General features: G+C 53.0%; 25 protein-coding genes. 17 read left to right on the forward strand and 8 right to left on the reverse strand.

What is annotated here, in order from left to right; all coding sequences use genetic code 11:
- Positions 1 to 158 precede the first annotated feature (158 nt).
- The 3 genes from J3P35_RS01470 to J3P35_RS01480 all read right to left on the reverse strand — a co-directional run bounded on the left by J3P35_RS01470 (position 159) and on the right by J3P35_RS01480 (position 2,123).
- The gene (locus J3P35_RS01470; protein WP_210462356.1) at positions 159 to 947 is read right to left on the reverse strand and encodes a TPM domain-containing protein; all 789 of its coding nucleotides are present in this window, start codon (positions 945 to 947) and stop codon (positions 159 to 161) included.
- A complete protein-coding gene (locus J3P35_RS01475; protein WP_210462357.1) occupies positions 948 to 1,409 on the reverse strand; it encodes a TPM domain-containing protein in 462 nt (153 codons plus the stop codon). It abuts the gene before it with no gap.
- A 135-nt stretch (positions 1,410 to 1,544) separates the two neighbouring features.
- Entirely contained in the window at positions 1,545 to 2,123 is a 579-nt protein-coding gene (locus tag J3P35_RS01480) for a LemA family protein (protein WP_210462371.1), read from the reverse strand.
- A gap of 319 nt (positions 2,124 to 2,442) precedes the next feature.
- Here J3P35_RS01480 and J3P35_RS01485 point away from each other — a divergent pair, with 319 nt between their 5' ends.
- The 7 genes from J3P35_RS01485 (at position 2,443) to J3P35_RS01515 (ending at position 6,834) form a co-directional block, all read left to right on the forward strand.
- Positions 2,443 to 3,441: a sugar phosphate nucleotidyltransferase gene (locus J3P35_RS01485; protein WP_210462373.1), complete on the forward strand. Its 999-nt coding sequence runs from the start codon at positions 2,443 to 2,445 to the stop codon at positions 3,439 to 3,441.
- A gap of 15 nt (positions 3,442 to 3,456) precedes the next feature.
- The gene (locus J3P35_RS01490) at positions 3,457 to 3,903 is read left to right on the forward strand and encodes a hypothetical protein (RefSeq protein WP_210462374.1); all 447 of its coding nucleotides are present in this window, start codon (positions 3,457 to 3,459) and stop codon (positions 3,901 to 3,903) included.
- A gap of 163 nt (positions 3,904 to 4,066) precedes the next feature.
- Positions 4,067 to 5,014, forward strand: a complete 948-nt coding sequence (locus tag J3P35_RS01495) for an NAD(P)H-dependent flavin oxidoreductase (RefSeq protein WP_210462376.1) — start codon at positions 4,067 to 4,069, stop codon at positions 5,012 to 5,014.
- A gap of 159 nt (positions 5,015 to 5,173) precedes the next feature.
- On the forward strand, positions 5,174 to 5,551 hold the full coding sequence (locus J3P35_RS01500) for a hypothetical protein (protein WP_210462378.1): 378 nt from the start codon (positions 5,174 to 5,176) through the stop codon (positions 5,549 to 5,551).
- Between the two features lie 140 nt (positions 5,552 to 5,691).
- Complete coding sequence (locus tag J3P35_RS01505) at positions 5,692 to 5,934, forward strand: DUF433 domain-containing protein (protein WP_210462380.1); 243 nt, start codon at positions 5,692 to 5,694, stop codon at positions 5,932 to 5,934.
- The gene (locus J3P35_RS01510; protein WP_210462382.1) at positions 5,918 to 6,241 is read left to right on the forward strand and encodes a DUF5615 family PIN-like protein; all 324 of its coding nucleotides are present in this window, start codon (positions 5,918 to 5,920) and stop codon (positions 6,239 to 6,241) included. The genes J3P35_RS01505 and J3P35_RS01510 overlap by 17 nt, the downstream gene beginning before the upstream one ends.
- 2 nt (positions 6,242 to 6,243) lie before the next feature.
- Positions 6,244 to 6,834, forward strand: a complete 591-nt coding sequence (locus J3P35_RS01515; RefSeq protein ID WP_210462384.1) for a Crp/Fnr family transcriptional regulator — start codon at positions 6,244 to 6,246, stop codon at positions 6,832 to 6,834.
- On the opposite strand, the gene J3P35_RS01520 is transcribed toward J3P35_RS01515, so the two are convergent.
- The gene (locus J3P35_RS01520) at positions 6,831 to 7,013 is read right to left on the reverse strand and encodes a hypothetical protein (protein ID WP_210462387.1); all 183 of its coding nucleotides are present in this window, start codon (positions 7,011 to 7,013) and stop codon (positions 6,831 to 6,833) included. The two genes, J3P35_RS01515 and J3P35_RS01520, sit on opposite strands and share 4 nt — an antisense overlap.
- Between J3P35_RS01520 and ygiD the strand changes: the two genes are divergently transcribed.
- The 4 genes from ygiD to trxA all read left to right on the forward strand — a co-directional run bounded on the left by ygiD (position 7,012) and on the right by trxA (position 10,140).
- Positions 7,012 to 7,842, forward strand: coding sequence for a 4,5-DOPA-extradiol-dioxygenase (gene ygiD, locus J3P35_RS01525; protein ID WP_210462389.1), 831 nt, complete (start codon positions 7,012 to 7,014; stop codon positions 7,840 to 7,842). The two genes, J3P35_RS01520 and ygiD, sit on opposite strands and share 2 nt — an antisense overlap.
- Before the next feature lie 236 nt (positions 7,843 to 8,078).
- Entirely contained in the window at positions 8,079 to 8,846 is a 768-nt protein-coding gene (locus J3P35_RS01530) for a DoxX family protein (RefSeq protein ID WP_210462390.1), read from the forward strand.
- Between the two features lie 87 nt (positions 8,847 to 8,933).
- Positions 8,934 to 9,743: an AraC family transcriptional regulator gene (locus J3P35_RS01535; RefSeq protein ID WP_210462392.1), complete on the forward strand. Its 810-nt coding sequence runs from the start codon at positions 8,934 to 8,936 to the stop codon at positions 9,741 to 9,743.
- 76 nt (positions 9,744 to 9,819) lie between these two features.
- The gene (gene trxA / locus J3P35_RS01540; protein ID WP_149090146.1) at positions 9,820 to 10,140 is read left to right on the forward strand and encodes a thioredoxin; all 321 of its coding nucleotides are present in this window, start codon (positions 9,820 to 9,822) and stop codon (positions 10,138 to 10,140) included.
- A 244-nt stretch (positions 10,141 to 10,384) separates the two neighbouring features.
- On the opposite strand, the gene htpG is transcribed toward trxA, so the two are convergent.
- Entirely contained in the window at positions 10,385 to 12,211 is a 1,827-nt protein-coding gene (htpG, locus tag J3P35_RS01545) for a molecular chaperone HtpG (RefSeq protein ID WP_210462394.1), read from the reverse strand.
- A gap of 352 nt (positions 12,212 to 12,563) precedes the next feature.
- Between htpG and J3P35_RS01550 the strand changes: the two genes are divergently transcribed.
- The 3 genes from J3P35_RS01550 to J3P35_RS01560 all read left to right on the forward strand — a co-directional run bounded on the left by J3P35_RS01550 (position 12,564) and on the right by J3P35_RS01560 (position 16,029).
- Positions 12,564 to 12,896 (forward strand): hypothetical protein, encoded by a 333-nt coding sequence (locus J3P35_RS01550; protein WP_210462396.1) that lies wholly within the window; start codon positions 12,564 to 12,566, stop codon positions 12,894 to 12,896.
- A 164-nt stretch (positions 12,897 to 13,060) separates the two neighbouring features.
- Positions 13,061 to 15,439 carry a TonB-dependent receptor gene (locus tag J3P35_RS01555; RefSeq protein ID WP_210462398.1) on the forward strand — a complete coding sequence of 793 codons (2,379 nt, stop codon included), beginning with the start codon at positions 13,061 to 13,063 and terminating at the stop codon, positions 15,437 to 15,439.
- Between the two features lie 35 nt (positions 15,440 to 15,474).
- Positions 15,475 to 16,029: a hypothetical protein gene (locus tag J3P35_RS01560; RefSeq protein WP_210462400.1), complete on the forward strand. Its 555-nt coding sequence runs from the start codon at positions 15,475 to 15,477 to the stop codon at positions 16,027 to 16,029.
- Between the two features lie 156 nt (positions 16,030 to 16,185).
- Here the strand turns inward: J3P35_RS01560 and J3P35_RS01565 are convergent, their stop codons facing one another.
- Entirely contained in the window at positions 16,186 to 17,076 is an 891-nt protein-coding gene (locus J3P35_RS01565; RefSeq protein ID WP_210462403.1) for a TraB/GumN family protein, read from the reverse strand.
- Positions 17,077 to 17,281: 205 nt separating this feature from the next.
- On the opposite strand from J3P35_RS01565, the gene J3P35_RS01570 reads away from it, so the two are divergent.
- Positions 17,282 to 18,517, forward strand: a complete 1,236-nt coding sequence (locus J3P35_RS01570; RefSeq protein WP_210462405.1) for an MFS transporter — start codon at positions 17,282 to 17,284, stop codon at positions 18,515 to 18,517.
- Positions 18,518 to 18,554: 37 nt separating this feature from the next.
- On the opposite strand, the gene J3P35_RS01575 is transcribed toward J3P35_RS01570, so the two are convergent.
- Positions 18,555 to 19,388, reverse strand: a complete 834-nt coding sequence (locus J3P35_RS01575) for an energy transducer TonB (RefSeq protein WP_210462407.1) — start codon at positions 19,386 to 19,388, stop codon at positions 18,555 to 18,557.
- Positions 19,389 to 19,456: 68 nt separating this feature from the next.
- On the opposite strand from J3P35_RS01575, the gene J3P35_RS01580 reads away from it, so the two are divergent.
- Positions 19,457 to 19,762, forward strand: a complete 306-nt coding sequence (locus J3P35_RS01580) for a DUF4286 family protein (RefSeq protein ID WP_210462408.1) — start codon at positions 19,457 to 19,459, stop codon at positions 19,760 to 19,762.
- 264 nt (positions 19,763 to 20,026) lie between these two features.
- Here the strand turns inward: J3P35_RS01580 and J3P35_RS01585 are convergent, their stop codons facing one another.
- Positions 20,027 to 20,503 (reverse strand): GNAT family N-acetyltransferase, encoded by a 477-nt coding sequence (locus tag J3P35_RS01585; protein ID WP_210462410.1) that lies wholly within the window; start codon positions 20,501 to 20,503, stop codon positions 20,027 to 20,029.
- Positions 20,504 to 20,856: 353 nt separating this feature from the next.
- On the opposite strand from J3P35_RS01585, the gene J3P35_RS01590 reads away from it, so the two are divergent.
- Entirely contained in the window at positions 20,857 to 22,935 is a 2,079-nt protein-coding gene (locus J3P35_RS01590; RefSeq protein WP_210462412.1) for an acylase, read from the forward strand.
- Positions 22,936 to 22,955: the final 20 nt, after the last annotated feature.

The following is a 22,955-nucleotide window of genomic DNA, read 5'->3' on the forward strand; positions in this document are numbered from 1 at the left end:
GCTTTCTTTTTCAAAGGAGGAATCCGCGTTAATTCAAGTCTCCTGGCAGGAAAGAATTCCTAGGCAAACAAAAAGCGATTTGGAGCCATTTTCTTAAAAACAGCCTCAAATCGCTTTACTATTATATCTTTTTCGCCACAGCGGAAACCAAACCATTTCTACCAGCTTGAGCCGGCGCCACCGCCGCCGAAGCTACCTCCTCCGAAGCCGCCGAAACCACCGCCTCCTCCACCTCCAAAGCCGCCACCGCCGCCTCCGAAGATGCCGCGTCCGCCGGAGAAGTCACCGAAGATCACGGGAGGGAAGAATGGTCCGCCTAGGGTGCGCATGCCGCCGCCCCGACCACCTCGCCCGCCACCGCGGCGACTGATGATGAAGATGAGGATCAGGATACCAATGATAATCCAGAGGAAGGGAATACCGCCGCCATCGTCGCCTTGCTGTTGCCGGGGATCTGCTTTATACTCGCCGCTGGCCACGTCAATGATGAAGCTGGTGCCTTTATCCAGGCCGGCGTAATAGTTGCCTTGCTTGTACTCGGGTTTGATGGTGTACTCGGTGATGCGTTTGGCAATGGCGTCTGGCACCACGCCCTCCATGCCGTAGCCGGTGGCAATGAATATCTTGCGCTCCTGCACGGCGGTTAAGATGAGAATCCCGTTGTTTTTGCCCTGCTGGCCAATGCCCCATTTCTCTGCCAATTGGAAGGCATAATCAGAGACATCATAAGGGCCAATGGAGGTGATGTTGACAATGGCAATCTGGGTGGAGGTACTGTCATTGTAGTTGACCAGCTTCTGTTCCAGGGCCTGCTCTTCCTGTGGGCTCAGTATATCTGCCAGGTCATTGACCAGGCGCGGCGGAGAAGGGCGCGGAGGAAAATCCTGCGCCAGTACCGGCCATGCCAACAGCCACAAAATCCCCAGAAGCCAGATTGATTTTCTCATTTATTTTTGGTTCTCGTCCAGGTTTTTACCAAAGGAGATATCGTCAGACAGCTCATTGATATCTTTATGGTCTCCGGCGTAAGGGAAATAACTTTTGAGTTGCTCGCCCGCCATGGTAATGCCTTTCCGGAGGCCCTCGGCGTACTTGCCCTCCTTGAAATCGGCGATGACAATTTTGTTGATCTCTACCCAGAAATCTTTAGGAACAACGGCATTGATCCCGGCGTCGCCCAGCACGGCAAACTTGTGGCTTTTCATGGCCACGTAGAACAGTACGCCGTTGCGCAGCTTGGTCTGGTGCATATGCAGATAGGCAAATACCTGGGTGGCCCGGTCCAGCACCTCGCCTTCGCAGGTGTCTTCAATGTGCACCCGCACCTCGCCGGAGGTGTTGCGTTCAGCTTCCTGAATGGCCTGCACTATGATGGCCTCATCTGCTTCGGTAATGATGTCGCGGGGCATGGTGTGGAGAGTTCTGAGTCTTGAGTGATAAGTCCTGAGTCAATGGCAGTTTCTGTTTGGAGGCCGCTTTTGTGAAAACAGCCGCCAAACAGAAAGCTAAAGTCTTGCTACTTGATACGTCCTACTTGATACAATCTAGAACTGTACCGTTGGGGCTTTCTGGGCACCGGCCTCGGCCTCAAAGTAGCCTTTCTTCTCAAACCCGAACCAGCCGGCGAAGAAATTGCGTGGGAAAGCCCTGATGTACGTGTTGTAGTCCTGCACCGACCCGTTGAATTTCTGCCGCTCCACGGAGATGCGGTTCTCAGTGCCTTCCAGCTGGGCCTGTAGCTCCAGGAAGTTCTGGTTCGCTTTCAGGTCAGGGTAGGCCTCGGCGGTAGCCATCAACCGGGAGAGCGAGCCGCTCAGCTGGCTTTGCGCCGCCTGGAATTTCTGCAGGTTCTCGGGGGTCAGGTCATCGGCGTTGAGCTGGATACTGGTTGCCTTGGCGCGGGCCTCTATTACTTGGGTCAGCGTTTCTTTTTCAAAGTTGGCAGCACCCTTCACGGTGTTCACCAGGTTAGGCACCAGGTCGGCGCGGCGCTGGTAGGAGTTCTGCACCTGGGCCCACTGGCTGGAGACAGCCTCGTCTTTCTGCACCATTTCATTGTATCCGCAGGAGCTCTGCGAGGCCAGAATCACGAAACCCATAAGGTAAAGCAATAGTTTTTTCATAGTTGAAGGTAGTTTATTCAGAATGGTGGTAATTACTTGCGTATTAATAGCCGTTGGCACCCTCTATACGCAACCGCGACAGAAATGTGCGTTTTTGCCCCGTTTTCCTGTAAACAGCCGGTAAACGGGAGCCTAAGCAACGGGCTAGAAGCGCCTGAAGAACAGACGACTAAAGATAAGGAGGTTCGGCTTAAATATTCAAAAAGCGCTATTTAAATTTCCTATCCGCCAGATTTTCTCCTTTTCCCCTGCTGGGCGGGTGTGCAGGAAAACCACAAGAATTCCGTAGCTTGTGGTGAAAAGCCTTCTAGAAAGTAGTATGAAAGCAGTAATTCCGGTGGCTGGCATGGGCGCCCGCTTGCGGCCCCACACCCACACCCAACCCAAGGCCTTGGTTCCCATTGCCGGTAAAGCCATTCTGGGTCATATCATTGAGCGGCTGCAGGCGGCGGGAATCACGCAGTTTGTGCTGGTGGTGGGTTACCTGGGCGAGAAGATTATGCACTACGTGCAACGCAAGTACCCGCATATTGAAGCCGAGTTTGTGGTGCAGCAGCCGCGCGAAGGCCTGGGTCACGCCCTATGGTCGGCGCGGGAAACTTTCCGGAACGAGGAATCGGTCCTGATCCAGCTGGGTGATACCATTGTGGACGCAGACATGCAGCAGTTTCTGGCGGCAGAGCACACCATTCTGGCGGTGAAATCGGTAAAAAACCCCACCATGTTCGGGATTGCGGAGATGGGCGGCGAAGGCTTTATCACCAAAGTGATTGAGAAACCCAAGATCCCCAAGTCAAACTCGGCGCTGGTGGGCCTGTACAAAATCGCACACCCGGCCAAACTGGTGGAGGCCCTGGAGCATATTGTGGTCAATGACATCCGCACGCAGAGCGAGCACCACCTCACCGATGCCCTCATGCACATGATCCAGCACGGCGAAAAGATGGTCTCCTACACCGTAGACCAATGGTTTGACTGCGGCCGCAAAGATACGCTGCTCCAGGCCAACGCCACGCTCCTGAACCGTCCCGAATTCAAACGCGCCGAGTACCCCGAGTTCCCCAATACCATCATCATTCCGCCGGTGAGCATTGGCAAAGGCGTGCAGATCTCCAATTCCATTGTAGGCCCTAACGTGGCCATTGGCGAGAGCGCCATCCTCAACTACACCATCGTGCGCAACTCCATCATTGGCGGCTACGCCGAACTGGGGTACGCCGTGCTGGAAGATTCGCTGGTGGGTTCAGACTCCGCGCTGAAAGGCCTGAGCCAGCGCCTGAACATCGGCGACAGCACTGAAATTGATTTCAGCCATTAAGAGTCTACTATTGAAATGAAAAAACTATTACCTCTAATTTTACTTTTGGGCTTGTTTGCCTCTTCTTCCAAAGCCCAAAAAATTGAACCTCTGAAGCTAGATCAAGAAGAAATACCAGCTGTTTATCAACTAACAGATAAGCTTCTTTGTAAGTCCACCCAGGCGACGCTTCTCTATCAGGAACCTGACATGTATTCAATGATCCTGGGGAAAATTGTTGAAAAAGGCCATCAATCTTTTGAAGAGAACAAGGATAAGGGTACAATCCTGTACTTCATATTTGATCAAGATATCACTGACAATGCCTTTATACCGGGATTACTTTGGGGAAGCACGAATAAACCTACCAAAGCTCACCCTGAAGAGTATATAGCTAAAGGGAATACATTGGTAGTCTGGAGTTTTGACAAGGACAGTACAATCAAAAAATTGTCTAAAGCAAAAGTAACAAAAGCATTATAGCCATAAATAACGCTATGATGCAGCTTGTGCTTTATGCGTCGTAAGTAGTGCAAGGCACACCAAAAACTTGCGTTTAGATCAAAGAATAAAGTCGCAGCAGCAAGAGATGACTCTCTGAAACGTTCACAGGAATGGCTTAATCTGCTGTGAGACTCCAATACATATGAGCAACAGAATCACCCAACTCTTCAATATCCAATACCCCATTATCCAGGCCGGCATGATCTGGTGCAGCGGCTGGAAACTGGCCTCGGCGGTGAGCAACGCCGGCGGGCTGGGCCTCATTGGCGCTGGCTCTATGTACCCCGATGTCCTGCGCGAGCACATCCAGAAATGCAAACAGGCCACGGATAAACCTTTCGGGGTGAACGTGCCGCTGCTGTACCCAGACCTGGACGAGCATTTCAGGATCATCATGGAAGAGAAAGTGCCCGTGGTGGTGACCTCGGCGGGAAACCCGAAGACCTGGACGAAGACGCTGCAGGACAACGGCGCCAAGGTGATACATGTGGTGAGTAACGTGAAGTTTGCCCGCAAGTGCGAGGAAGCCGGGGTAGACGCCATCGTGGCCGAGGGGTTTGAAGCCGGAGGGCACAACGGCCGCGAGGAAACCACCACCTTCTGCCTGATTCCGCTGGTGCGCCAAGCGGTGAGTCTGCCCTTGATTGCCGCCGGCGGCGTGGCGAACGGCGCCGGTATCTTCGGGGCGCTGGCCCTGGGCGCCGATGGTGTGCAGGTGGGCAGCCGGTTTGTGGCCAGCGAAGAATCCAGTGCGCACCAAAGCTTCAAAGACCGCGTGGTTGCCGCCCAGGAGGGCGACACGGAGCTTTCCCTAAAACAACTCACACCGGTGCGCCTGCTCAAAAACAAATTCTACCACGATGTGAAAGCCGCTGAACTCCGGGGTGCCAGCAACCTGGAACTGGCTCAGCTGCTGGGCTCGCGCAGGGCCAAACGCGGCATGTACGAGGGTGACCTGGAAGAAGGCGAACTGGAGATTGGCCAAGCGGCCGCCATTGTCCAGAAGATTCAACCGGCCGGAGAGATCCTACATGAGATGTGGCAGGAGTTTCTGGAGGCCCGGGCAAAGTTCTGCGGGGCCTGGTCTTAGGATAGGGGGAAAGCCGTGGCTCGCTGTCATTATGTAAAGAACGTATACCGTTCTGCTTAATCACCGACGTTGCCCATGTTTCTCTTCCGTGCCTTCCAAAGATCAACCTGGTATCTTTTGCCCTTGGTTTTGCTTCTCTTTTCCTGCGCAGAAAAAGAGTTGGAAGAAGAGGACCTGGACTTCCCGCAAAAGTTTATAGGCACCTACAAAGGTACGGCGCAGGAAAATTACCTGGATACGAAAAGCGGCACCCAGAAAGACACGGCGTACACCAATGTGCTGGTGACCATTGGCAGAAACCCCGAGGTAGACAGCCAGGTGTATGTGACGGTAGAGTTGCCCACCGGCCGCATCCAGAACTACATAAAGGTAGATGTCATAGGAAGCCAACTGTCCTTCCTTATGACGGGGAGGGGTTGCGGGTGCATGTCCAGCCTGGAAGCCACCTTGCAGGGATCAGTGCTGACCATGTCGCTCTATGAGCATAATTCCATCCTAGCCGACTCACGCATGGAGTTGCGGGTGACAAAACAGTAAACTCGGCTAGGACCTTCTCTCTGCCACCATTGCTTATATGAATCCTGTGGAAGCTGCAGCAGGAGTTTAAAAGACAAGGGATTGATTTTGTAGGTAGTGGTAGTCAATGCCTCTTTTTCGCATTATGCGTATATTTGGATATGGCAGCCATCAAAGACTTTATCACCATTGACCAAGATATTCTATCAGGACAACCTGTTTTCAAAGGAACCAGGGTTCCTATTGAGACCCTGTTCTCTCACCTGGAAAAGGGAATATCGCTGAATGAGTTTCTAGAGGATTTCCCTACGGTACACAGAGAACATGCTGTGGGGGTTTTAGGAATTGCGGAAAAACTGGTAACGTCAAAAAATATTGAGCAGCTATATGAAACTGCTGCTTGATGAAAACTTACCTAAGCGCCTCAAAACCCACTTTGCAGAACATGAAATCTACACCGTTCGTGACAAAGGTTGGAATGGGAAGATGAATGGCGAACTGATGCATTTACTCATTTCAGAAAACTTCGATGCCCTGCTTACTTTTGATAGAAACCTTCAGTTTCAGCAGAACTTCAAAAAGTACGCCCTTCCAGTCCTTGTATTGGCCGCCCCAGACAATACTTATATGACGTTGAGCACGATGGTTGCCGCTATTGAAGAGGTTTTAGCTCATCCTTTGAATCCTGGCCCAACTGTTATTTCTATTTGATTTTGCCCCAGGACCTCCTTGCCGCCGCCCTTGCCCAACATGTTTCCCTTTTCCCGGAACAGGAAGCGGCGTTCATGGCCATCTGTGAGCTGGGCGAGGCGAAGAAAAAGGAATTCCTGCTGCGCACCGGTGAGCAGAACCATTACATCTATTTCGTGCTGAGCGGCTGCCTTCGCTCTTTCATTATTGACCAGGCAGGCAAGGAAGTGAACCTGGAGTTTGCCGTGGAGCGGTACTGGATTAGCGACATCGCGTTCAACAAGCCGGCCCTTCTGTCCATCCAGGCGCTGGAGCCTACCCGGTACGTGCAGATCAACAACAATGCTTTTGAGCAGCTCACGGAACAGCACCCCGTTTTCAACCTGTTTTATAGAAAACTGCTCCAAAACGGCTACTTCGCGTTCAAGAAACGGATGCTAAATGGCATGACCCAAACCGCCGCCGAGAACTACCGCGATTTCCTGCTCAAGTTCCCCACCCTCAGCCAGCGCATTCCGCAGTACCACATCGCCTCGTACCTGGGCATCACGCCTGAGTTCTTCAGCTCCATCAAATCCGAAGGGTTGGACCTCTACCACCAGGCGATTTCTTAAGCTACCTTATTCTTTTCATGCCCTGGCCTCCTGATCTTTGTATAGTGAACCTGAGGCAGGAGAGACACTGTTTTACAGATGGCTCCATCCTCTGGCTCAAACCCTTTTTCACGCTTAAAAGCAACATCCGTGGAAAGAAGAAGCTTTATAAAATCAGTTGCAGGAGGAGCAATAGCCATGACAACTTTAAGTGCTTTCAGAAAATTTACCGAGGATTTAACGCCTCAGGACTATACCATGCCGGTGCTCTTTATTGGGCACGGTTCACCCATGAATGGCATCGAGGACAACGAGTTCAGCCAGCGTTGGAAGAAGATGGCGCAGGAAATTCCGGTGCCCAAAGCGGTGCTGGTGGTATCGGCACACTGGTTTACTAAGGGCACCAAGATCACGGCTATGGACTTTCCGCAGACCATCCATGATTTCGGGGGCTTTCCCAGAGAACTGTTCGCAGTGCAGTACCCATCGCCCGGCGATGCAGCCCTGGCCAAGGAAACCGCTGCGCTCATCACCACCACGCAGGTGGAACTGGACCACGACTGGGGCCTGGACCACGGTACCTGGACCATCATCCGGCACATGTACCCCGAGGCCAACGTGCCCGTTCTGCAGCTCAGCATTGACTACACCAAAGGCCCCCAGTACCACTATGACCTGGCCAAGGAACTGACCAAATTGCGCAAGAAAGGCGTGCTCATTGTGGGCAGCGGCAACATGGTGCACAACCTGCGCATGATGGACTGGAGCATGATCAACGGCGGCGGTTATGACTGGACCCAGACCATCAACGAGAAGTTCAAGGATCTTATCTCTACCCGTGACCACCAGCCGCTCATCAACTACCAGACCCTGGGCAAAGAGGCGCTGCTGGCCATCCCGACGGTAGAACATTACCTGCCGCTGATGTACACGCTGGGCTTGCAGGGCAAAGAGGAGGAGGCCACTTTCTTCAACGACAAAATGGTGGGCGGTTCCCTGACCATGACCTCGGTGAAAATAGGCGCCTAAGCGCCCTATCCTTGACTTAACCTTTGCCTGAGGCCAAGAACCTGCGTTTTTAACCTCTTTTGTTAAAAACGGCCCATAAACGCCCAACCCGGGGGAAGTGAAAACCCGGGTTGGTCTAGGTGTTGAGGCGGTTAGTCTAAAAGATTTCCTTAGTTCTTACCGGCTTCTTTACTTGTAGTCGTTTAGGGGCCGTTTTCCGGAAAACAGCCCCTAAACGTAAATCAAACTATAAAGCTATGCTCAAGAACAAAGACTTTTTGGTGCTGCTCATCCGCCTGTTTCTGGGCTACGTTTTTTTCTCAGCGGGCATCTGCAAACTCACGCACGGGCATTTCGGGCAGTTGATTGGGCCGCCGTGGCTGGAGGAATCCCTGGCGAAGTATGGCCTGGGTTTGTTTGCGCAGGTGGTAGCGTGCTGCCAGGTGGTATGCGGGGCTTTGCTGCTGAGCCAGCGGTTCAGCACGCTGGGTGCTGTGATGCTGGTGCCCATGAACATTTCCATTTTGGCTGTCACTATTTCTCAGAACTGGACTGGTACGCCTTACGTGAACGCTGTTTTCCTGCTCCTCAACCTCTTGCTGTTGTTTTATGAGTACCAGCGGTTCCTGTTTCTGTTTTCAGTAGAGGCGACAGCCGCGGCAACTCCGTCAAAAATTGAAACGCTCCGACACGGGCGCCTGCCCTGGATTATTTTGGGCGCCGCTTTGTTGACCATGGCACTGGCGCCTTTTCAATACAACCTCACCAACTTTGCCGGATTACTGACCTTCGGGCTGGCGGGGGCCATCTTACTCACCTCGGCCATCCTAAGAAAGCTGGAGAAGGTGCTGGTGGCGCAGGCTATGGCAAATATGTGGCTGATGACGCTGGGCTTTGTGTCACCCTTTGTTCCAACGTTGGTGGCTGTTAATTCCGGGTTGATTCTCTTGGTATTGCTGGTGTATCTATGGCGGAACAGGAGGAAAACAGAGCGGGCGCCCCAACTTGCCTCTGTGGTGGCGTAGCAGGTAAAATGGTCTGGATTCTTTACTTTAGCGGAGCAGAATTCCTCTGTGCGAGGTTCTGTTGACAAGCGAAAGTCTTTCTCTTCTATGGCGCATACCACCTCCTATCGGCAGATTCCACCGCCACCGCACCTGGCGGAGTACGTGCGCTATTTCTGGATTGCCGAGGGGCAGGACATCTCCGCGCCATATCACTTCAGTTCGGTGGCCAATGGCTGCGCGCAGCTCACGTTCCATTACCGAGGGTCATTCGTAGCGCCGGACACCGACCAAGCTGTGCCTGAGTTCTATTTGCAGGGACCCTCCAGCAAGCCTACTAAATTGGTGACAGAGGGGAGTTTCGGGATATTGGGGGCGGCTTTGTACCCATACACGGCTAGTCTGCTGTTCAAAACTCCGGGGCAGGAAGTCAGAGACCAGGTGAGGCCAGTACAGGAGGTATTCGGCAGCAGTTTGAGGCAACTGGAAGACAAGATCACCAACTCAGCTTCCACCGATGAACGCCTGGCGCTGCTGGTACACTTCCTTACAGAGCAACTACTGCAAGACAAAACCCCAGATGCCCCGCTCCGGCAGTTGATCAAAGCAGAGATTGACGCCGGTCAGCAACCCGATGTGGAAAAACTCTACGAACAGATGCACACTTCGCGGCGGCAGTTTGAGCGGCGTTTCAAAAACCTGCTGGGCTTCAGTCCGCGCGAGTATGCCAAGATTCAGCGGTTCCGGTACGCCCTGCAACAGTACCAGCAAGCGCCGGAGCAAAGCTTCACCCAACTGGCCCTCTCCAGCGGCTACTATGACCAGGCCCACTTCAATCGCGACTTTAAGGAACTATCGGGCGAGACGCCCCGCACCTTTTTCGCTGATGACCCACAAGCCCCGGGCCTCCGCATCTAACCACAGAATGTCGTTCTGATACAATCCCGCCTGCGCCGCTGCTGCTACTTTTGCCCTGTACTTAAACGAAAGCAAAATGACAAAAGCAGTTCATTTCTCAGACACCACCTTTGAGGAGTTTCTTCAATCAGACAAACCCGTGTTGGTAGATTTCTGGGCCGAGTGGTGCGGCCCTTGCCGGATGATTGGTCCGTTGGTAGAGGAGTTGGCGCAGGAATACGAAGGCAAAGCCATCATCGGTAAGCTGGATGTAGATAATAACCCGATCATCTCTGCTAAATACGGCATCAGAAGCATGCCCACCGTGCTGGTCATCAAAAACGGGCAAGTGGTAGAAAAGCAAGTGGGCGCGGTTCCCAAGAAGGTGCTGGAGCAAAAACTGACGGCACATTTGTAAAAGACATACCACGGAGGTGTATTGAATTGCGCCACCTGGAATGTCAGATTCAGCCATTTCCCTTCTTCCTGTCATCCTGAAAGGATCTTGTGGGCGAACTAGAAAACATTTAATAGCTGCTACTCCAGTTCGCCTACAAAATCCTTTTAGAATGACAGCAGAGGTAGGAAGGAGCCTAAAAGCAAAGAGCCCGGAAACTTACGTTTCCGGGCTCTTTTGGTAAAAACCGCTTTAAAACAGCAGACTATTCTTTGTCAATCAATTCCACGCTCCGCTTTACAAAGGCGGTCAAGGCTGCACCGGAAAGCATGTTCTGTGACAAGAGCGCCAGGTCGTAGGCCTGCTTGGCTATCTTCTCGCCGCGCTCGTCGTTGTGCTTGAGGATGCGGTGGTTGATCGGGTGATTGGCGTTGATGGTCACGTTGTACATGTCTGGCAGGTTGCCCATCATCATCATGCCACCGCCGCCCATGCGGTTCATGTCTTTCATGCGGCGCATGAACTCAGGTAGCGTGATAATTACAGGGGAGTCATCGGTGCTCAGGGCTTCTACCGTTACCGTCATGTTCTGGTTAGAGATCGCTTTCTCGAAAAGCTCCTTTAAACGCTTGGTTTCGTCTTCAGACAGAATGCTCTCCGGCTTGGCATCGGTCTGGATAAGCTTATCAATGGTGTCGGCGTCCACGCGTTTCAGGGTCGTTTTCTCCAGTTTCTGCTCTAACTGGCCAATGAAGTGCGGGTCAATCATAGAGTCCAGCTTCACCACATCGTAGTTGCGGCTCTGGGCCGTTTCAATGAAGGCGTGCTGCTTCTCGGCATCGGTGGTGTACAAGATCACCAGGTTACCGTCTTTGTCGGTTTGGTTGGCTTGCACCAGGTTGCGGTACTCTTCCAGGGTGTAGAATTTCTCGTCGGTGCTTTGCAGCAGGGTGAAGTCTTTGGCTTTCTCGTAGAACTTGTCGTCTGACAGCATGCCGTACTTCACGAACACGGCAATGTCGTTCCACTTCTCTTCGTAGGCGGTGCGGTCTTTCTTGTAAATCTCGTTCAGTTTATCGGCCACCTTACGGGTGATGTAGGTGTTGATTTTCTTCACGTTCGCATCGGCCTGCAGGAACGAGCGGCTCACGTTCAACGGAATGTCCGGGGAGTCAATCACGCCGTGCAGCAGCATCAGGAATTCAGGCACTACGTCTTTCACCTCGTCGGTGATGAACACCTGGCGGCTGTAGAGCTGGATTTTGTTTTTCTGGAAATCGAACTCATTCTTCACTTTAGGGAAGTAAAGAATACCGGTCAGGTTAAACGGATAATCCACGTTGAGGTGAATCCAGAACAGCGGGTCCTCAGAGAACGGATACAGTTCTTTGTAGAAGTTCTTGTAGTCCTCGTCGGTCAGTTCAGAAGGCGATTTGGTCCAGATCGGGTTCGGGTTGTTGATGGTCTCGCCGTTGAACTCTACCGGAATAGGCAGGAACTTGCAGTATTTGTTCAGGATGGTCTGAATGCGGGCTTCTTCCAGGAACTCCTCAGAATCTTCGGCGATGTTCAAGATCACATCCGTTCCGCGCTCAGTGCGGTTGCCGTTGGTGATAGAGAACTCCGTGGAACCGTCGCATATCCAGTGAGCAGCCTCAGCGCCTTCCTGGTGTGACAAGGTGTCAATTTCCACGGTGCCGGCCACCATAAACGCCGAGTAGAACCCTAACCCGAACTGCCCAATGATCTGGCTTTTGTCAGCATTGGAGTCTTTGTAGCGCTCCACAAACTCGGTGGCGCCAGAGAAAGCGATCTGGTTGATGTACTTCTTGATCTCCTCAGCGGTCATCCCTATCCCGTTATCGGAGATGATGATCTGCTTTTTCTCTTTGTCTACCTTCACGGTCACCTTCAGCTCGCCCAAGTCACCTTTCAGCTCGCCAATGCTGGAGAGGCTTTTGGCTTTCTGGCTCGCATCCACGGCGTTGGACACCAACTCACGCAGGAAAATCTCGTGGTCTGAGTACAAGAACTTCTTGATGATGGGGAAAATGTTCTCGGTGTGAATCGAAATCGTGCCTTTTTCTTCCATTTCCTTATCTATGTAAATAATGATGTGTGTTGCAGTTTTGTGAAAGTGTCTTGGCAAAAGCTGTTCCAGTACCATTCAAAATGACAGGATGGCAGGATTTCAGGTGAAGTGGCTCGCCCAAATTCATCTTGCACGTTGCCGGTAGGTTGCAGATCGTAGGGCAATCCCTCTTCCTGTAAACGGCTCTTCCTGTTTTAGGGCCGATTTTTGAAAAACGGCCCTAAAATAAAAACGCCTTCCTGCAGGGAGGTACCTGTTCTTTTTGGGCTTGACCTTCGTATTACACCAATACCCGGCAGTTTCACTCTGAAATATGAATGCTGGTGCTATATTTGCGGATAACCTTCTAGTTGTGCGAAGTCTAAGGAATATAAGTGCTTACCTCTTGCTCCTGCTGTTCATGCGGGTGATGGTACCTGAAAAGGTACTGGTGGCCTTGCACGCCCACGCGCACTCAGAAGACAAACCGCACGATGAAAACCGGCCCCACATTGACAAGAAGCACACGCACTGTCCTACGGCCGAGTTGTTCAACACCCCTTTTCAACCCTCAGAGACCATAGTGGAGCTTACGGCTCCCATTCCTTTGGTAGATAGTTACCAGGATGGCTACGCTTTCATCTGGAAGTTCAGCTATCCGCATACCGCCTCTCCGCGCGGCCCCCCTGTAGCCCAACTCAGTTAATTCTTTTCCTTCAAGACTGGGCAGGTACTCCCTTGCTTCGCCGTTTAGGGCCTGTTTTTGTAAAAACAGGCCCTAAACCCAACCCTTGAAGGCGGTTTGGAGGACGCTCCTCCTTTTCCCATTTCTTTTTTCTTACTGAGTTGCGCAAATACGTAAACTATTTGGTGCTGCTACTACTGTGTATTGGCCTGGCTTCTGCCCGTGTCCTGGCACAGAATGGTCCGATCCTTACCGGAACAGATGCTCCTGCCGATGCAGACTGCGGCATCACGCTTTCCGGCAAAGTCACCGACCATGAAGACCGCAGCCCCTTGATTGGTGCCACCGTGGTTTTGGAAGGCACCCCCCACACCAGCATCACCGATGCCAACGGCCATTACCATTTCCATGACCTTTGCCCCGGTACCTACCGGTTGGTGGTGTCTTACATTGGCTACAACCCAGAACGGCTGGAGAAGTCGGTTCGCTCCCCGGAGGTCATCAACTTCCGCCTGCACCCAGACGCTCTTCAGCTACACTCTGTGGAGGTCCGAATTGCCAAACAGCGCGAGCAGATTCCGCAGGCCACGGGCCACTTAAACGGACAGGAACTGCGGCAGACCCATGGCCAATCGCTGGCCCAGTCGCTGGAAAGGATGACCGGCGTAACCAGCATCCAGACCGGGCCCAGCATTGCCAAACCCGTCATCCACGGCATGCACAGCAGCCGCGTGCTGGTCATGAACAACGGCGTGCGCCACGAGGCCCAGCAATGGGGTTCTGAGCACGCGCCTGAGATTGACCCGTTTGTGGCTTCTGAACTGACGGTGGTGAAAGGCGCCGCCGGCGTACGCTACGGCGCCGATGCCATTGGCGGCGTGATTCTGGTAGAGCCTAAACCTCTGCGGGATTCGGCGGGCACCAGTGCCGAGTTGAATCTGGTAGGCGTGAGCCATAACCGCCAGGGCGTGGTGTCGGGCATGGTGGAAAGCAACCCGGCGGGTATCCCGTCGCTAAGCTGGCGCTTGCAAGGGACGCTCAAAAAAGCCGGAAACAGCAAAACCCCAGATTATTACCTGGCCAACACCGGCTACCAGGAGCAGAACTTCTCGGCCGCCGCCGGTTGGACCCGCCAGAAGTTCGGGGTAGATGCCTTTTTCAGCCGATTTGACACCAAGCTGGGCGTGTTCTCGGCCTCGCACGTGGGCAATCTTACCGACATCCGGAACGCCCTGCAACGGGAACGCCCGGAGCCGGAAGCTGCTTTCACCTATGACATCGGGGTGCCGTATCAGAACGTGACCCATGATCTGATGCGCCTGCACGGTTTCTACCGCACAGGTCCGGCCAGCCGATTGCTCTTCACCTACGCGCGGCAATACAACCAGCGCGAGGAGTATGACGCCCACGGCGACCAAAGCACCCCTGGTTTACGGTTTGAGATCACCACCCACAGCAGCGAAGCCGTTTGGGAACACCCGCTCATCTGGAACCTGAAAGGCAGCATCGGGGCCACGTACCAATACCAGTTCAACCGCTACGAGGGACGTTTCTTTGTGCCGTTTTACCAGAGCCACACCGGTGGACTATTCTGGATTGAGAACTGGGAGAAAGGCAAATGGCACGTGGAAGCAGGGCTCAGGTACGATTACCGCTACCTGCAGGCCAAGTTGTTCCGCAAAGACACTCCGGAGAGAACCGGCCAGTCTGAGTTGGACAATGAGCTGCTCACGCCTACGCACCGGTTCCAGAACCTGTCTGGTACGTTGGGCGCCATCTACCACTTCGGGCCGCACCTTGATCTGAACCTGAATGCCTCCACGGCCTGGCGGTCGCCAACTACTAGTGAGTTGTACAGCAACGGCATTCACCATGGTACGGGTACCTACGAGTATGGCAATGCGAATCTAGGCGTAGAACGGGCCTACAACTTCATGGCTACGCTGGCTTACGTGCAGAACAAGCGCCTGAACGGCGAGATCAGTGTGTACCACAACTACATAGACAACTACATCTACCAGGAACCCGACACGGTGCCTACGCTCACCATCCGAGGCGCTTTCCTGACGGCCCGGCAGAAGCAAACCAATGCCACCTTCACCGGCATGGATGTGAGTGCGTCTTACCAGTTGACGGACCATCTTCTGTTCGCCACCAAGGCCTCCCTGGTGCGGGCCTACAACCGTTCCGCCGATGAGTACCTGATCTGGATTCCAACAGACCGCTATGAGAACAGCCTGCGCTATTCCGTAGAACGATTGGGAGCCCAGGGAGTATTTGCGCAAAACTTTCTTCAAATCAGCGGACTAGCCGTGCCCCGGCAGCGCCACATCCCAGACAATTACCTGGCCCGGGATTACGCCATGCCACCTGCCGGCTATTTCCTGCTGAACGCCGAGGCGGGAACCACCCTGCAGTTAGGCAAACATCAGATAGAGGTAGGCCTTATTGGCCGCAACCTCCTGAACACCGCCTACCGCGATTACCTGAACCGTTTCCGGTACTACGCCGATGAAATAGGCCGGTCCATTACCCTGCGGGTGAGCATCCCGCTGAACTTTTAAACCTGAATTTTCACCTGAAAAGACTTTAAATCCCCATGAAATTATTTTTGAAACCTTCCTTAGCCTTTTTGTTCACTGCTTCTGTGTTCATGACTTCCTGCAGCAATGACGAAGATCCAATTCCTACGAACGAGGAAGAACTGATCACCACCTTGCAGTTGACCATGGTTCCACAGGGCGGCGGTGCTACTGTCACCGCTACCTACCGTGATTTGGATGGCGACGGAGGCCAGGCACCCACCGTTACCGGCGCTACTTTGGCCGCGAACAAAACTTATGATGTCACCGTGAAAGTGATGGATGAGTCTAAAAACCCCGCCGAGGACATCACCGAAGAAGTGGAGGAAGAAGGCGATGAGCACCAGTTCTTCTACGTGGTTTCCAATGGCCTGAACCTATCTGTGGCGTATAATGACACCGACAGCAACAACCGTCCGGTAGGCATCCACACCAGAGCCATTACCACCTCTGCCTCAACCGGCAACCTACAAGTGATCCTGAAGCACCAGCCTAACTCTAAAAGCGCTACCAGCACCATCAACACCGGTGAGACAGACGCCGAGGTAAGCTTCTTGATCACCATCCAGTAAGGGTAATAACCCCAATAGTGTAAAAGGCCCCGGCACATGCCAGGGCCTTTTCTGTTTTAAGCCTGTTTTCTTCCAAAGGGGTCAGAAATGCAAAACCCGCCTCAGGAGATGAAGCGGGTCTTGCTGCGGGTTTAGATAGATCTGCTTTAAAATATATTAGTCAAGTACTGGCTCTACTTTGTAGCCCTGGGCACGCAGCAGCTGAATGAGTCCTTCTTCACCGGCCAAGTGGGCGGCGCCTACGGCTACAAAAGAGGGGCTTTTTTGCATCATGTCTACCATGGGGGCCAACCATTTGTGGTTACGCTCATCCAGCAGCATGTCGTTTGACTTGGCTGCATCTTCCTGCGAGGTAATGAGGCTGTAAAGCCCGTTAAGGTCTTCCTGCTGGTAAAGTGACAGCATGTTCCTCATGAGCTTGCGCTGTTTGTCAAACTGCTTCACGTTGTTGAGTAGCTGCGAGGTCTGGTCCTCAAGGGTAGATTGGTCAAAAAGGGCCACCTGCTCTTCGGGGGTTTCCAGCACATACACATTCTTGTGCCACTTTTTGGCCAAATCCAGCAGGGCCAGATCATAAGACTCAGGGCTGTAGCCCAACAATTTAGGGTAAAGAAGCAACTGACCCAGGAACCCGGGCTTTATGTAGCGGAACTGTTGCATGCTGCGTTCCAGGGTGTCTTTCACAAAGCTAGTAAGAAGGCTGTATTCCTGCACCGTCATCAGAGACTCCAGCGGCTGGCTCATGCGCATGGACTTTGAGATGAGGCGGGTTAACTTGGGGCTGTCCAGGTCTACTTCAAAGACCACGGTCTCGGACTTTATCATTTTTTGTTTTACCTTACTAGGCAGAACAAACTGATCTTTGGGCACTAAGTGGAAGGTTCCGTAGAGATAGGAGGTTTTTATTCCTTTGCCGCTCACTTTCCAGAGCAGGGAGTTGCCTTGGGCATTGGGGGTAGCGCACGTTCCCTTCTCAGGAGAAAGCATTACGCCCAGGAAGAGACTCAGGAAGAAAAACCAAAAAATGCCGCGTTGGTACGTGCCCATAGAAAGAAGGTTACAGAACTTTAACAAAATTATAATTTTTTTTTAGAGCACCATACGGCCTATGTTATTATTCCGATGAAACCGGAAGATTACCCGTTCAAACCTAACCTCCTGCCGATAAAGAAATTACCCCCTTATGGGCATGAATACAGAATTATAACTAAAGTCCTACTCCGCTTTCACCCTTAAAACCTGTTTCTCCTTTATGCAACCTACCACCTCTCCGGCCACAAAGAGTAAACTGCTAAATACCGCCGTTATTGTGGCAGCCCTGGGCTACTTTGTAGACATTTATGACCTTGTCCTCTTTAGTATAGTAAGGATAGCGAGCCTGAAGGAGATAGGCATCACCAGCCCGGCAGCCTTGCTGGAGGAGGGAGTGCATCTAATAAATATGCAAATGACGGGCATGCTGCTGGGTGGAATCTTCTGGGGTGTACTGGGCGACAAGCGAGGCCGCATTTCGGTGCTTTTTGGCTCTATCTTCTTGTATTCTGCCGCGAACATCGCCAATGGTTTCGTGACGGATCTGGGGCTTTACGCCTGGCTTAGGTTCATTGCCGGGGTAGGTTTGGCGGGCGAACTAGGCGCGGGAATCACGCTGGTTTCTGAGGTTCTGCCCAAGGAGAAACGGGGCTACGGAACCACCATTGTGGCTTCTGTGGGCATTTCTGGGGCTATTTTGGCGGGTATCATAGGCGAATACTTCCATTGGCGTACGGCTTACTTTGTAGGAGGCGGACTGGGCTTATTGCTGCTGCTCCTGAGGATTGGGGTCTACGAATCCGGAATGTTTGAAAAAGCCCAAAAACAGGAGGTGGCCCGGGGCAATTTTCTGAGCCTATTCACCAGCGGTACCCGCTTCTTCAAATACCTCAAATGCATCCTTATTGGCGTGCCCATCTGGTTTGTGATTGGCGTGCTTATCACCTTCTCCCCCGAGATCAGCCAGGCTCTGGGCATCACGGCTCCCATCTCGGCAGCCAAAGGCATCGGGTTCTCTTATTTCGGGCTTACGGTGGGTGATCTGGCCAGTGGCCTGCTGAGTCAGAAACTGCGGAGCCGCAAAAGGGTGGTGGTGCTGTTCCTGCTGCTGCTTTCCGGCATTGTGGCGTTGTTCCTGCTGGCCCAGGGCGCCAGCGAAGCCTACTTCTATGCCCTGTGCGTGGCTTTGGGTTTCGGGAGCGGGTACTGGGCGGTGTTCGTGACCATCGCGGCAGAGCAGTTCGGCACCAACATCAGGGCTACCGTTACTACCACCGTTCCCAATTTCGTGCGCGGGGCGGTTGTGGCGCTCACGCTTTCCTTTAAAAGCCTCCAGGACGATTTCGGGCTGCTGCCTACCGCGGCGCTCCTGGGCGCCATCACTATCATCATCGCGTTGATCTCCATCAGCACCCTGCCCGAGAGTTTCAACAAAGACCTAGACTACACCGAATAAAGTTTCGGGCCTGTTTTTCTCAAAACAGGCCCGAAACTTAAAATGCCTCTGATCTTATTGGAGCTGTATATTTCACGGGCACTTTCTCTCCGTCTTGGATTCCGGGCGACCACTTGGGCATGGCTTGCACCACTTTCCGCCCGATTTCCCCCAGGAACTCATGCGTAGTTTTCACTACCCTGAATTGGACCACGTCACCATTCTGGTTTACCACAAATGAAAAGACAACCAATCCATTCACTTTCTTGGGGTGTGCCTTTATGCCCTTCCTGAAACTTTGGGCTAAATACTTGAACATCTCCTTGTCGCCGCCAGGGAATTGCGGCATCACTTCAAACGGATAGAACGGAACCTCTTGCCCGTTTTCATCATAGCAGGTGCCTTTCACTAATTTGCCTTGCGCATACACCTCGTGCCGCTTCCGTTGTCCGTTAGGATGGAATACGTTCATATCTCCTTCCAACGTCCCATTTACATGGGGTTGCTCCCATCTTAACTTTCCATTTTCGAACCAAGCCTCTGATTTTCCTACCACCTGATTCTTAACATACATGGTTCGCTTTTCCAGTTGTCCATTCCGGTGCCAGTTCAGAGAGAGCCCATCTCGCACAGAATCGACCTTGCTGAAGTTGATTTCCTCATACTTCTCGCCGTTGATGAAAAAATCTTTCTGATACCCACGGCCAGTTTTGGGGTCTGTAATGCGCACTACTCTATAATAAGCAGCCTCGGGCTGCGGAACCTCATCAAAGTCAGCGCTTAGGTAAGTAAGGGTAGAATCTGTTTGACTGAAGCCGGTGCCGGCAGCAAAAAGCAACAGGCATAGGGTAAGCAATACGTTTACTTGTTTGTTCATAACTAGTGAAGCCATTCGCCTCTGGCTCATGGCACATTTTGCACACTTTTTCTGTTATTGCAAGATAAGCACTATTTTTAGGAATGATTCTTTTCAACGAGACCGTTAGCATAGACAACTCCGTGGCCGCCGAGTGGCTCCAGTGGATGCAGGAAACGCATATCCCTGAGGTGATGGCCACTACTTATTTTGTAAAGTTCCAGATTGCCAAAGTGATGGAAGAGGAAGACACCGGAGGCACCACCTACGCCGTGCAGTACTTCGCCCGCCACATGGATGACCTGATGGAGTACCACCGCGACCATGACCAGAACATGCAGGCCAAAATGCAGGCTAAGTATGCCGGTCAGTATGCCGCCTTCAGAACCGTATTGGAAGTGGTAGGATAGTTAGTGATTAGTTGTTCGTTGTTGGTTATTAGTTATCAGCTATTGATCTACAGCCAGATCAGTAATTGTTTTTAGCCCATATTTATGAAAAAGCCCTGAAACCAGATGCTAGTTTCAGGGCTTTTTCATTTGAGGAACCTTGGGAATAAACCTGAGCCTTAGGTGTTAGTTAATATAAGCTAACCTTATTTTAGCCCGTTTATGCAAAAAGGCCTTCAAAACACAAATGCGGTTTAAAGGCCTTTTTCTTTGGCAGGAGAAAGCCTAAAACTGCTGCAGTTCCTCGTGGCTCAAGTTGCAGTTGATCCATTCGCCGTCTAGGTTGGCGCCTATGCTGCGGTAGAAGTTGATGGCGGGCTCGTTCCAGTCCAGCACCTGCCACTTCATGCGCTTGTAGTTTTCCTCTTTAGCAGTCTGCACCACGGCGTTGAACAGCATCCGGCCCAGGCCCTGGCGGCGCAGCCGTTCCGTCACCACAATGTCCTCCAGGAACAGCATCTTGCCTTTCCAGGTAGAGTAGGCGGTGTAATACAGCGCGATGCCCACAATGCCTTCCTGGGCTGACTCGGCCACGAAGAACTCAAAGATAGGCCGCTCCCCAAAACCATCTCGGCGCATGTCTTCCACGGTATTAGTGACTTCATCGGGGGCTTTCTCGTAGACGGCCAGTTCTACAATCAGGGCGTGCACGCCGGGCAGATCGGCTTCGGTGCCTCTCCGTACTTTTATGGTTTCGCTCATAATGCTTTTCTAAAAGGCCTCTCGGCCGATGGTGCTGCAAATTACGCCTCCGCGGACCTAAACAAAAAAGCAATCGGCACTGCTTTCCCAAATTCATCAGGCCCGCTCCGGCTGCCACTCACCTTAAGATCACCTACCACTCACCCCAGAATACGTCTCATCCGCTTATTCAGGACGGTTTTTGGTTATTAAACCGCTTACTATTGTCCCAGACAAACGGCCAAACTGCCTTCGTCTTCCAACCCAAAATCCATCCCCTGAAAACAAAAAATGATAAACCCGATATGGAAAATGTAAGCTTAAAACACCTAGCCTCCAAGGCACGGCAAGTACCACGTCAATCCACCGGCTTCATGAAGCATTCAACGTCACCTCTCAAAGCCTTCGCGCTGCTGGCGTTCTTGCTGACCGCAGCCATAGGCAACGGGCAGGCTCAGAAAGCACCCTCAGAAATCATCTGGGACAAATACGGCGTGCCGCACGTGTACAGCCAGAACACCGCTGAGATGTACTACGCCTTCGGGTGGGCGCAGATGCACAACCACGCCAACCTCCTGCTGGAACTCTACGGACAAGCCCGGGGCCGCGCCTCTGAGTATTGGGGCGACAAATACCTCAACGCAGACAAGCAGGTGCACCTGTTCAACCTGCCCGAAACCGCCAAAAAGCAGTATGCCCAACAGCCACCCGAGGGCAAGCAGCATTTAGACGCCTTCGTGCGTGGGGTGAACGCCTATGCCCAGATGCACCCGGAAGCCATTGACCCAGCCAAAAAGCAAGTACTGCCCATTACGGCCTCTGATGTGCTGGCCCACAGTTCCCGCGTCATTTGCCTGGAGTTCCTGGGCAGCGATGACATTCGGGCGGCCGTGCGCGAGATAACGCCGGGCTCCAACGCCTACGCCATTTCGCCCTCCCGGTCGGCGTCCAAGAAAGCCATGCTGGTGACCAATCCGCACCTGCCCTGGGAAGACTTCTTCGTGTTCTTTGAGGCGCACTTGTCGGCGCCGGGGTTCAACGCCTATGGGGTGTCACTGGTGGGGCAGCCTATCCTGAATATCGCCTTCAACGATCACCTGGGCTGGACGCACACTGTGAACACCATCGATGCCTCTGACCGATACGAGCTCACGCTGCAGAACGGCGGTTACCTGCTGGACGGCAAAGTTCAAGCATTCGAGAAAAGGACCGTGCCGCTGAAGATCCGGCAAGCCGATGGCTCTGTGAAAACGGAAAATATGGTTATCGCGTCATCTAAGCATGGTCCAGTGGTAGGCGAGAAGAACGGCAAAGCCTATGCCGTGCGCATTGCCGGGCTGGAGAACGGACTGCTGGGCACGCAGTACCACAAAATGGCGCAGGCCAAAAACTGGCAGGAGTTTGAAGCGGCGATCAGGATGCTGCAGAATCCGCTGTTCAACATCATCTACGCAGATAAAGCCGGCAACATCCTGTATCTGTTCAACGGCAACGTGCCTAAACGCCCCGAGGGCGACTGGGCGTTCTGGAACGGCACCGTAGACGGACGCTCCTCCAGGTACATCTGGAACTCCTACCATCCCTACGAAGACCTGCCCAAAGTCCTCAACCCCGGCACCGGTTTCGTGCAGAACGCCAATGACGCGCCCTGGACCAGCACCTACCCTGTAGCCCTCAAACCCGCTGATTTCCCCGCCTATATGGCGCCGCTGGAAACCCAACTAAGACCGCAGCGCGCCGTGAACATGCTCAAAGACGATGCATTCATTTCCTTTGACGAACTGGTGGCCTACAAGATGAACACCGGCATGGAATCGGCGGACCGCTTTCTGGATGATTTGCTCATAGCAGTGCAAAAACACCCTGATCCCGTCGCCCAAAGAGCCGCCGCCGTGTTGCAGAAATGGGACAGACAAACCGAGGCCCACAGCAAAGGCGCCATCCTGTTCGCCCGTTGGTTTGACAAAATGCGCGAAGACATGTTCACCACGCCCTGGAACCCCGACCAACCCTTCACCACGCCGGATGGCCTCAAGGATCCGCAAAAAGCCGTGGCCCTGCTGGTGACCACCGCCAACGAAGTAGAGAAACGCTACGGCGCTCTTGATGTAGCCTGGGGCGAAGTGTACCGCTTCAGGGTGGGCGATTACAACGTGCCCGGCAACGGCGCGCCCGGCCACTACGGCGTCTTCCGGACCATGTACTACTACAGCGCCGATGACAACAAAGAATACGCCTTCCACGGGGATTCCTACGTAGCCATCACCGAGTTCGGGGACAAGGTGAGAGCCCAGGTGCTGCTCAGCTACGGCAACGCCACCCAACCCGGCAGCAAACACCGCGGCGACCAACTGCAACTGCTGTCAGAAAAGAAGCTTCGGCCCGCCTTGCTGGAGAAACAGGAGATCCTAAAAAATATGGAGAAGCGGGAACAGTTGCAGATGAACCAGTGACCAAGTCAGTACTTTAAACT

It is taken from the genome of Rufibacter roseolus (assembly GCF_017916365.1).
Classification (GTDB): Bacteria; Bacteroidota; Bacteroidia; order Cytophagales; family Hymenobacteraceae; genus Nibribacter; species Nibribacter roseolus.

Coding starts and splice junctions, on each gene's coding strand:
- J3P35_RS01480 (WP_210462371.1), bottom strand. CDS start 2,123: ATGAAAAAACTATTGCTTTACCTTATGGGTTTCGTGATTCTGGCCTCG.
- J3P35_RS01530 (WP_210462390.1), top strand. CDS start 8,079: ATGCTCAAGAACAAAGACTTTTTGGTGCTGCTCATCCGCCTGTTTCTG.
- ygiD (WP_210462389.1), top strand. CDS start 7,012: ATGACAACTTTAAGTGCTTTCAGAAAATTTACCGAGGATTTAACGCCT.
- J3P35_RS01535 (WP_210462392.1), top strand. CDS start 8,934: ATGGCGCATACCACCTCCTATCGGCAGATTCCACCGCCACCGCACCTG.
- J3P35_RS01560 (WP_210462400.1), top strand. CDS start 15,475: ATGAAATTATTTTTGAAACCTTCCTTAGCCTTTTTGTTCACTGCTTCT.
- J3P35_RS01565 (WP_210462403.1), bottom strand. CDS start 17,076: ATGGGCACGTACCAACGCGGCATTTTTTGGTTTTTCTTCCTGAGTCTC.
- J3P35_RS01505 (WP_210462380.1), top strand. CDS start 5,692: ATGGCAGCCATCAAAGACTTTATCACCATTGACCAAGATATTCTATCA.
- J3P35_RS01470 (WP_210462356.1), bottom strand. CDS start 947: ATGAGAAAATCAATCTGGCTTCTGGGGATTTTGTGGCTGTTGGCATGG.
- J3P35_RS01590 (WP_210462412.1), top strand. CDS start 20,857: ATGAAGCATTCAACGTCACCTCTCAAAGCCTTCGCGCTGCTGGCGTTC.
- J3P35_RS01495 (WP_210462376.1), top strand. CDS start 4,067: ATGAGCAACAGAATCACCCAACTCTTCAATATCCAATACCCCATTATC.
- J3P35_RS01585 (WP_210462410.1), bottom strand. CDS start 20,503: ATGAGCGAAACCATAAAAGTACGGAGAGGCACCGAAGCCGATCTGCCC.
- J3P35_RS01485 (WP_210462373.1), top strand. CDS start 2,443: ATGAAAGCAGTAATTCCGGTGGCTGGCATGGGCGCCCGCTTGCGGCCC.
- J3P35_RS01570 (WP_210462405.1), top strand. CDS start 17,282: ATGCAACCTACCACCTCTCCGGCCACAAAGAGTAAACTGCTAAATACC.
- J3P35_RS01580 (WP_210462408.1), top strand. CDS start 19,457: ATGATTCTTTTCAACGAGACCGTTAGCATAGACAACTCCGTGGCCGCC.
- J3P35_RS01520 (WP_210462387.1), bottom strand. CDS start 7,013: ATGGCTATTGCTCCTCCTGCAACTGATTTTATAAAGCTTCTTCTTTCC.
- J3P35_RS01510 (WP_210462382.1), top strand. CDS start 5,918: ATGAAACTGCTGCTTGATGAAAACTTACCTAAGCGCCTCAAAACCCAC.
- trxA (WP_149090146.1), top strand. CDS start 9,820: ATGACAAAAGCAGTTCATTTCTCAGACACCACCTTTGAGGAGTTTCTT.
- J3P35_RS01490 (WP_210462374.1), top strand. CDS start 3,457: ATGAAAAAACTATTACCTCTAATTTTACTTTTGGGCTTGTTTGCCTCT.
- J3P35_RS01475 (WP_210462357.1), bottom strand. CDS start 1,409: ATGCCCCGCGACATCATTACCGAAGCAGATGAGGCCATCATAGTGCAG.
- htpG (WP_210462394.1), bottom strand. CDS start 12,211: ATGGAAGAAAAAGGCACGATTTCGATTCACACCGAGAACATTTTCCCC.
- J3P35_RS01575 (WP_210462407.1), bottom strand. CDS start 19,388: ATGGCTTCACTAGTTATGAACAAACAAGTAAACGTATTGCTTACCCTA.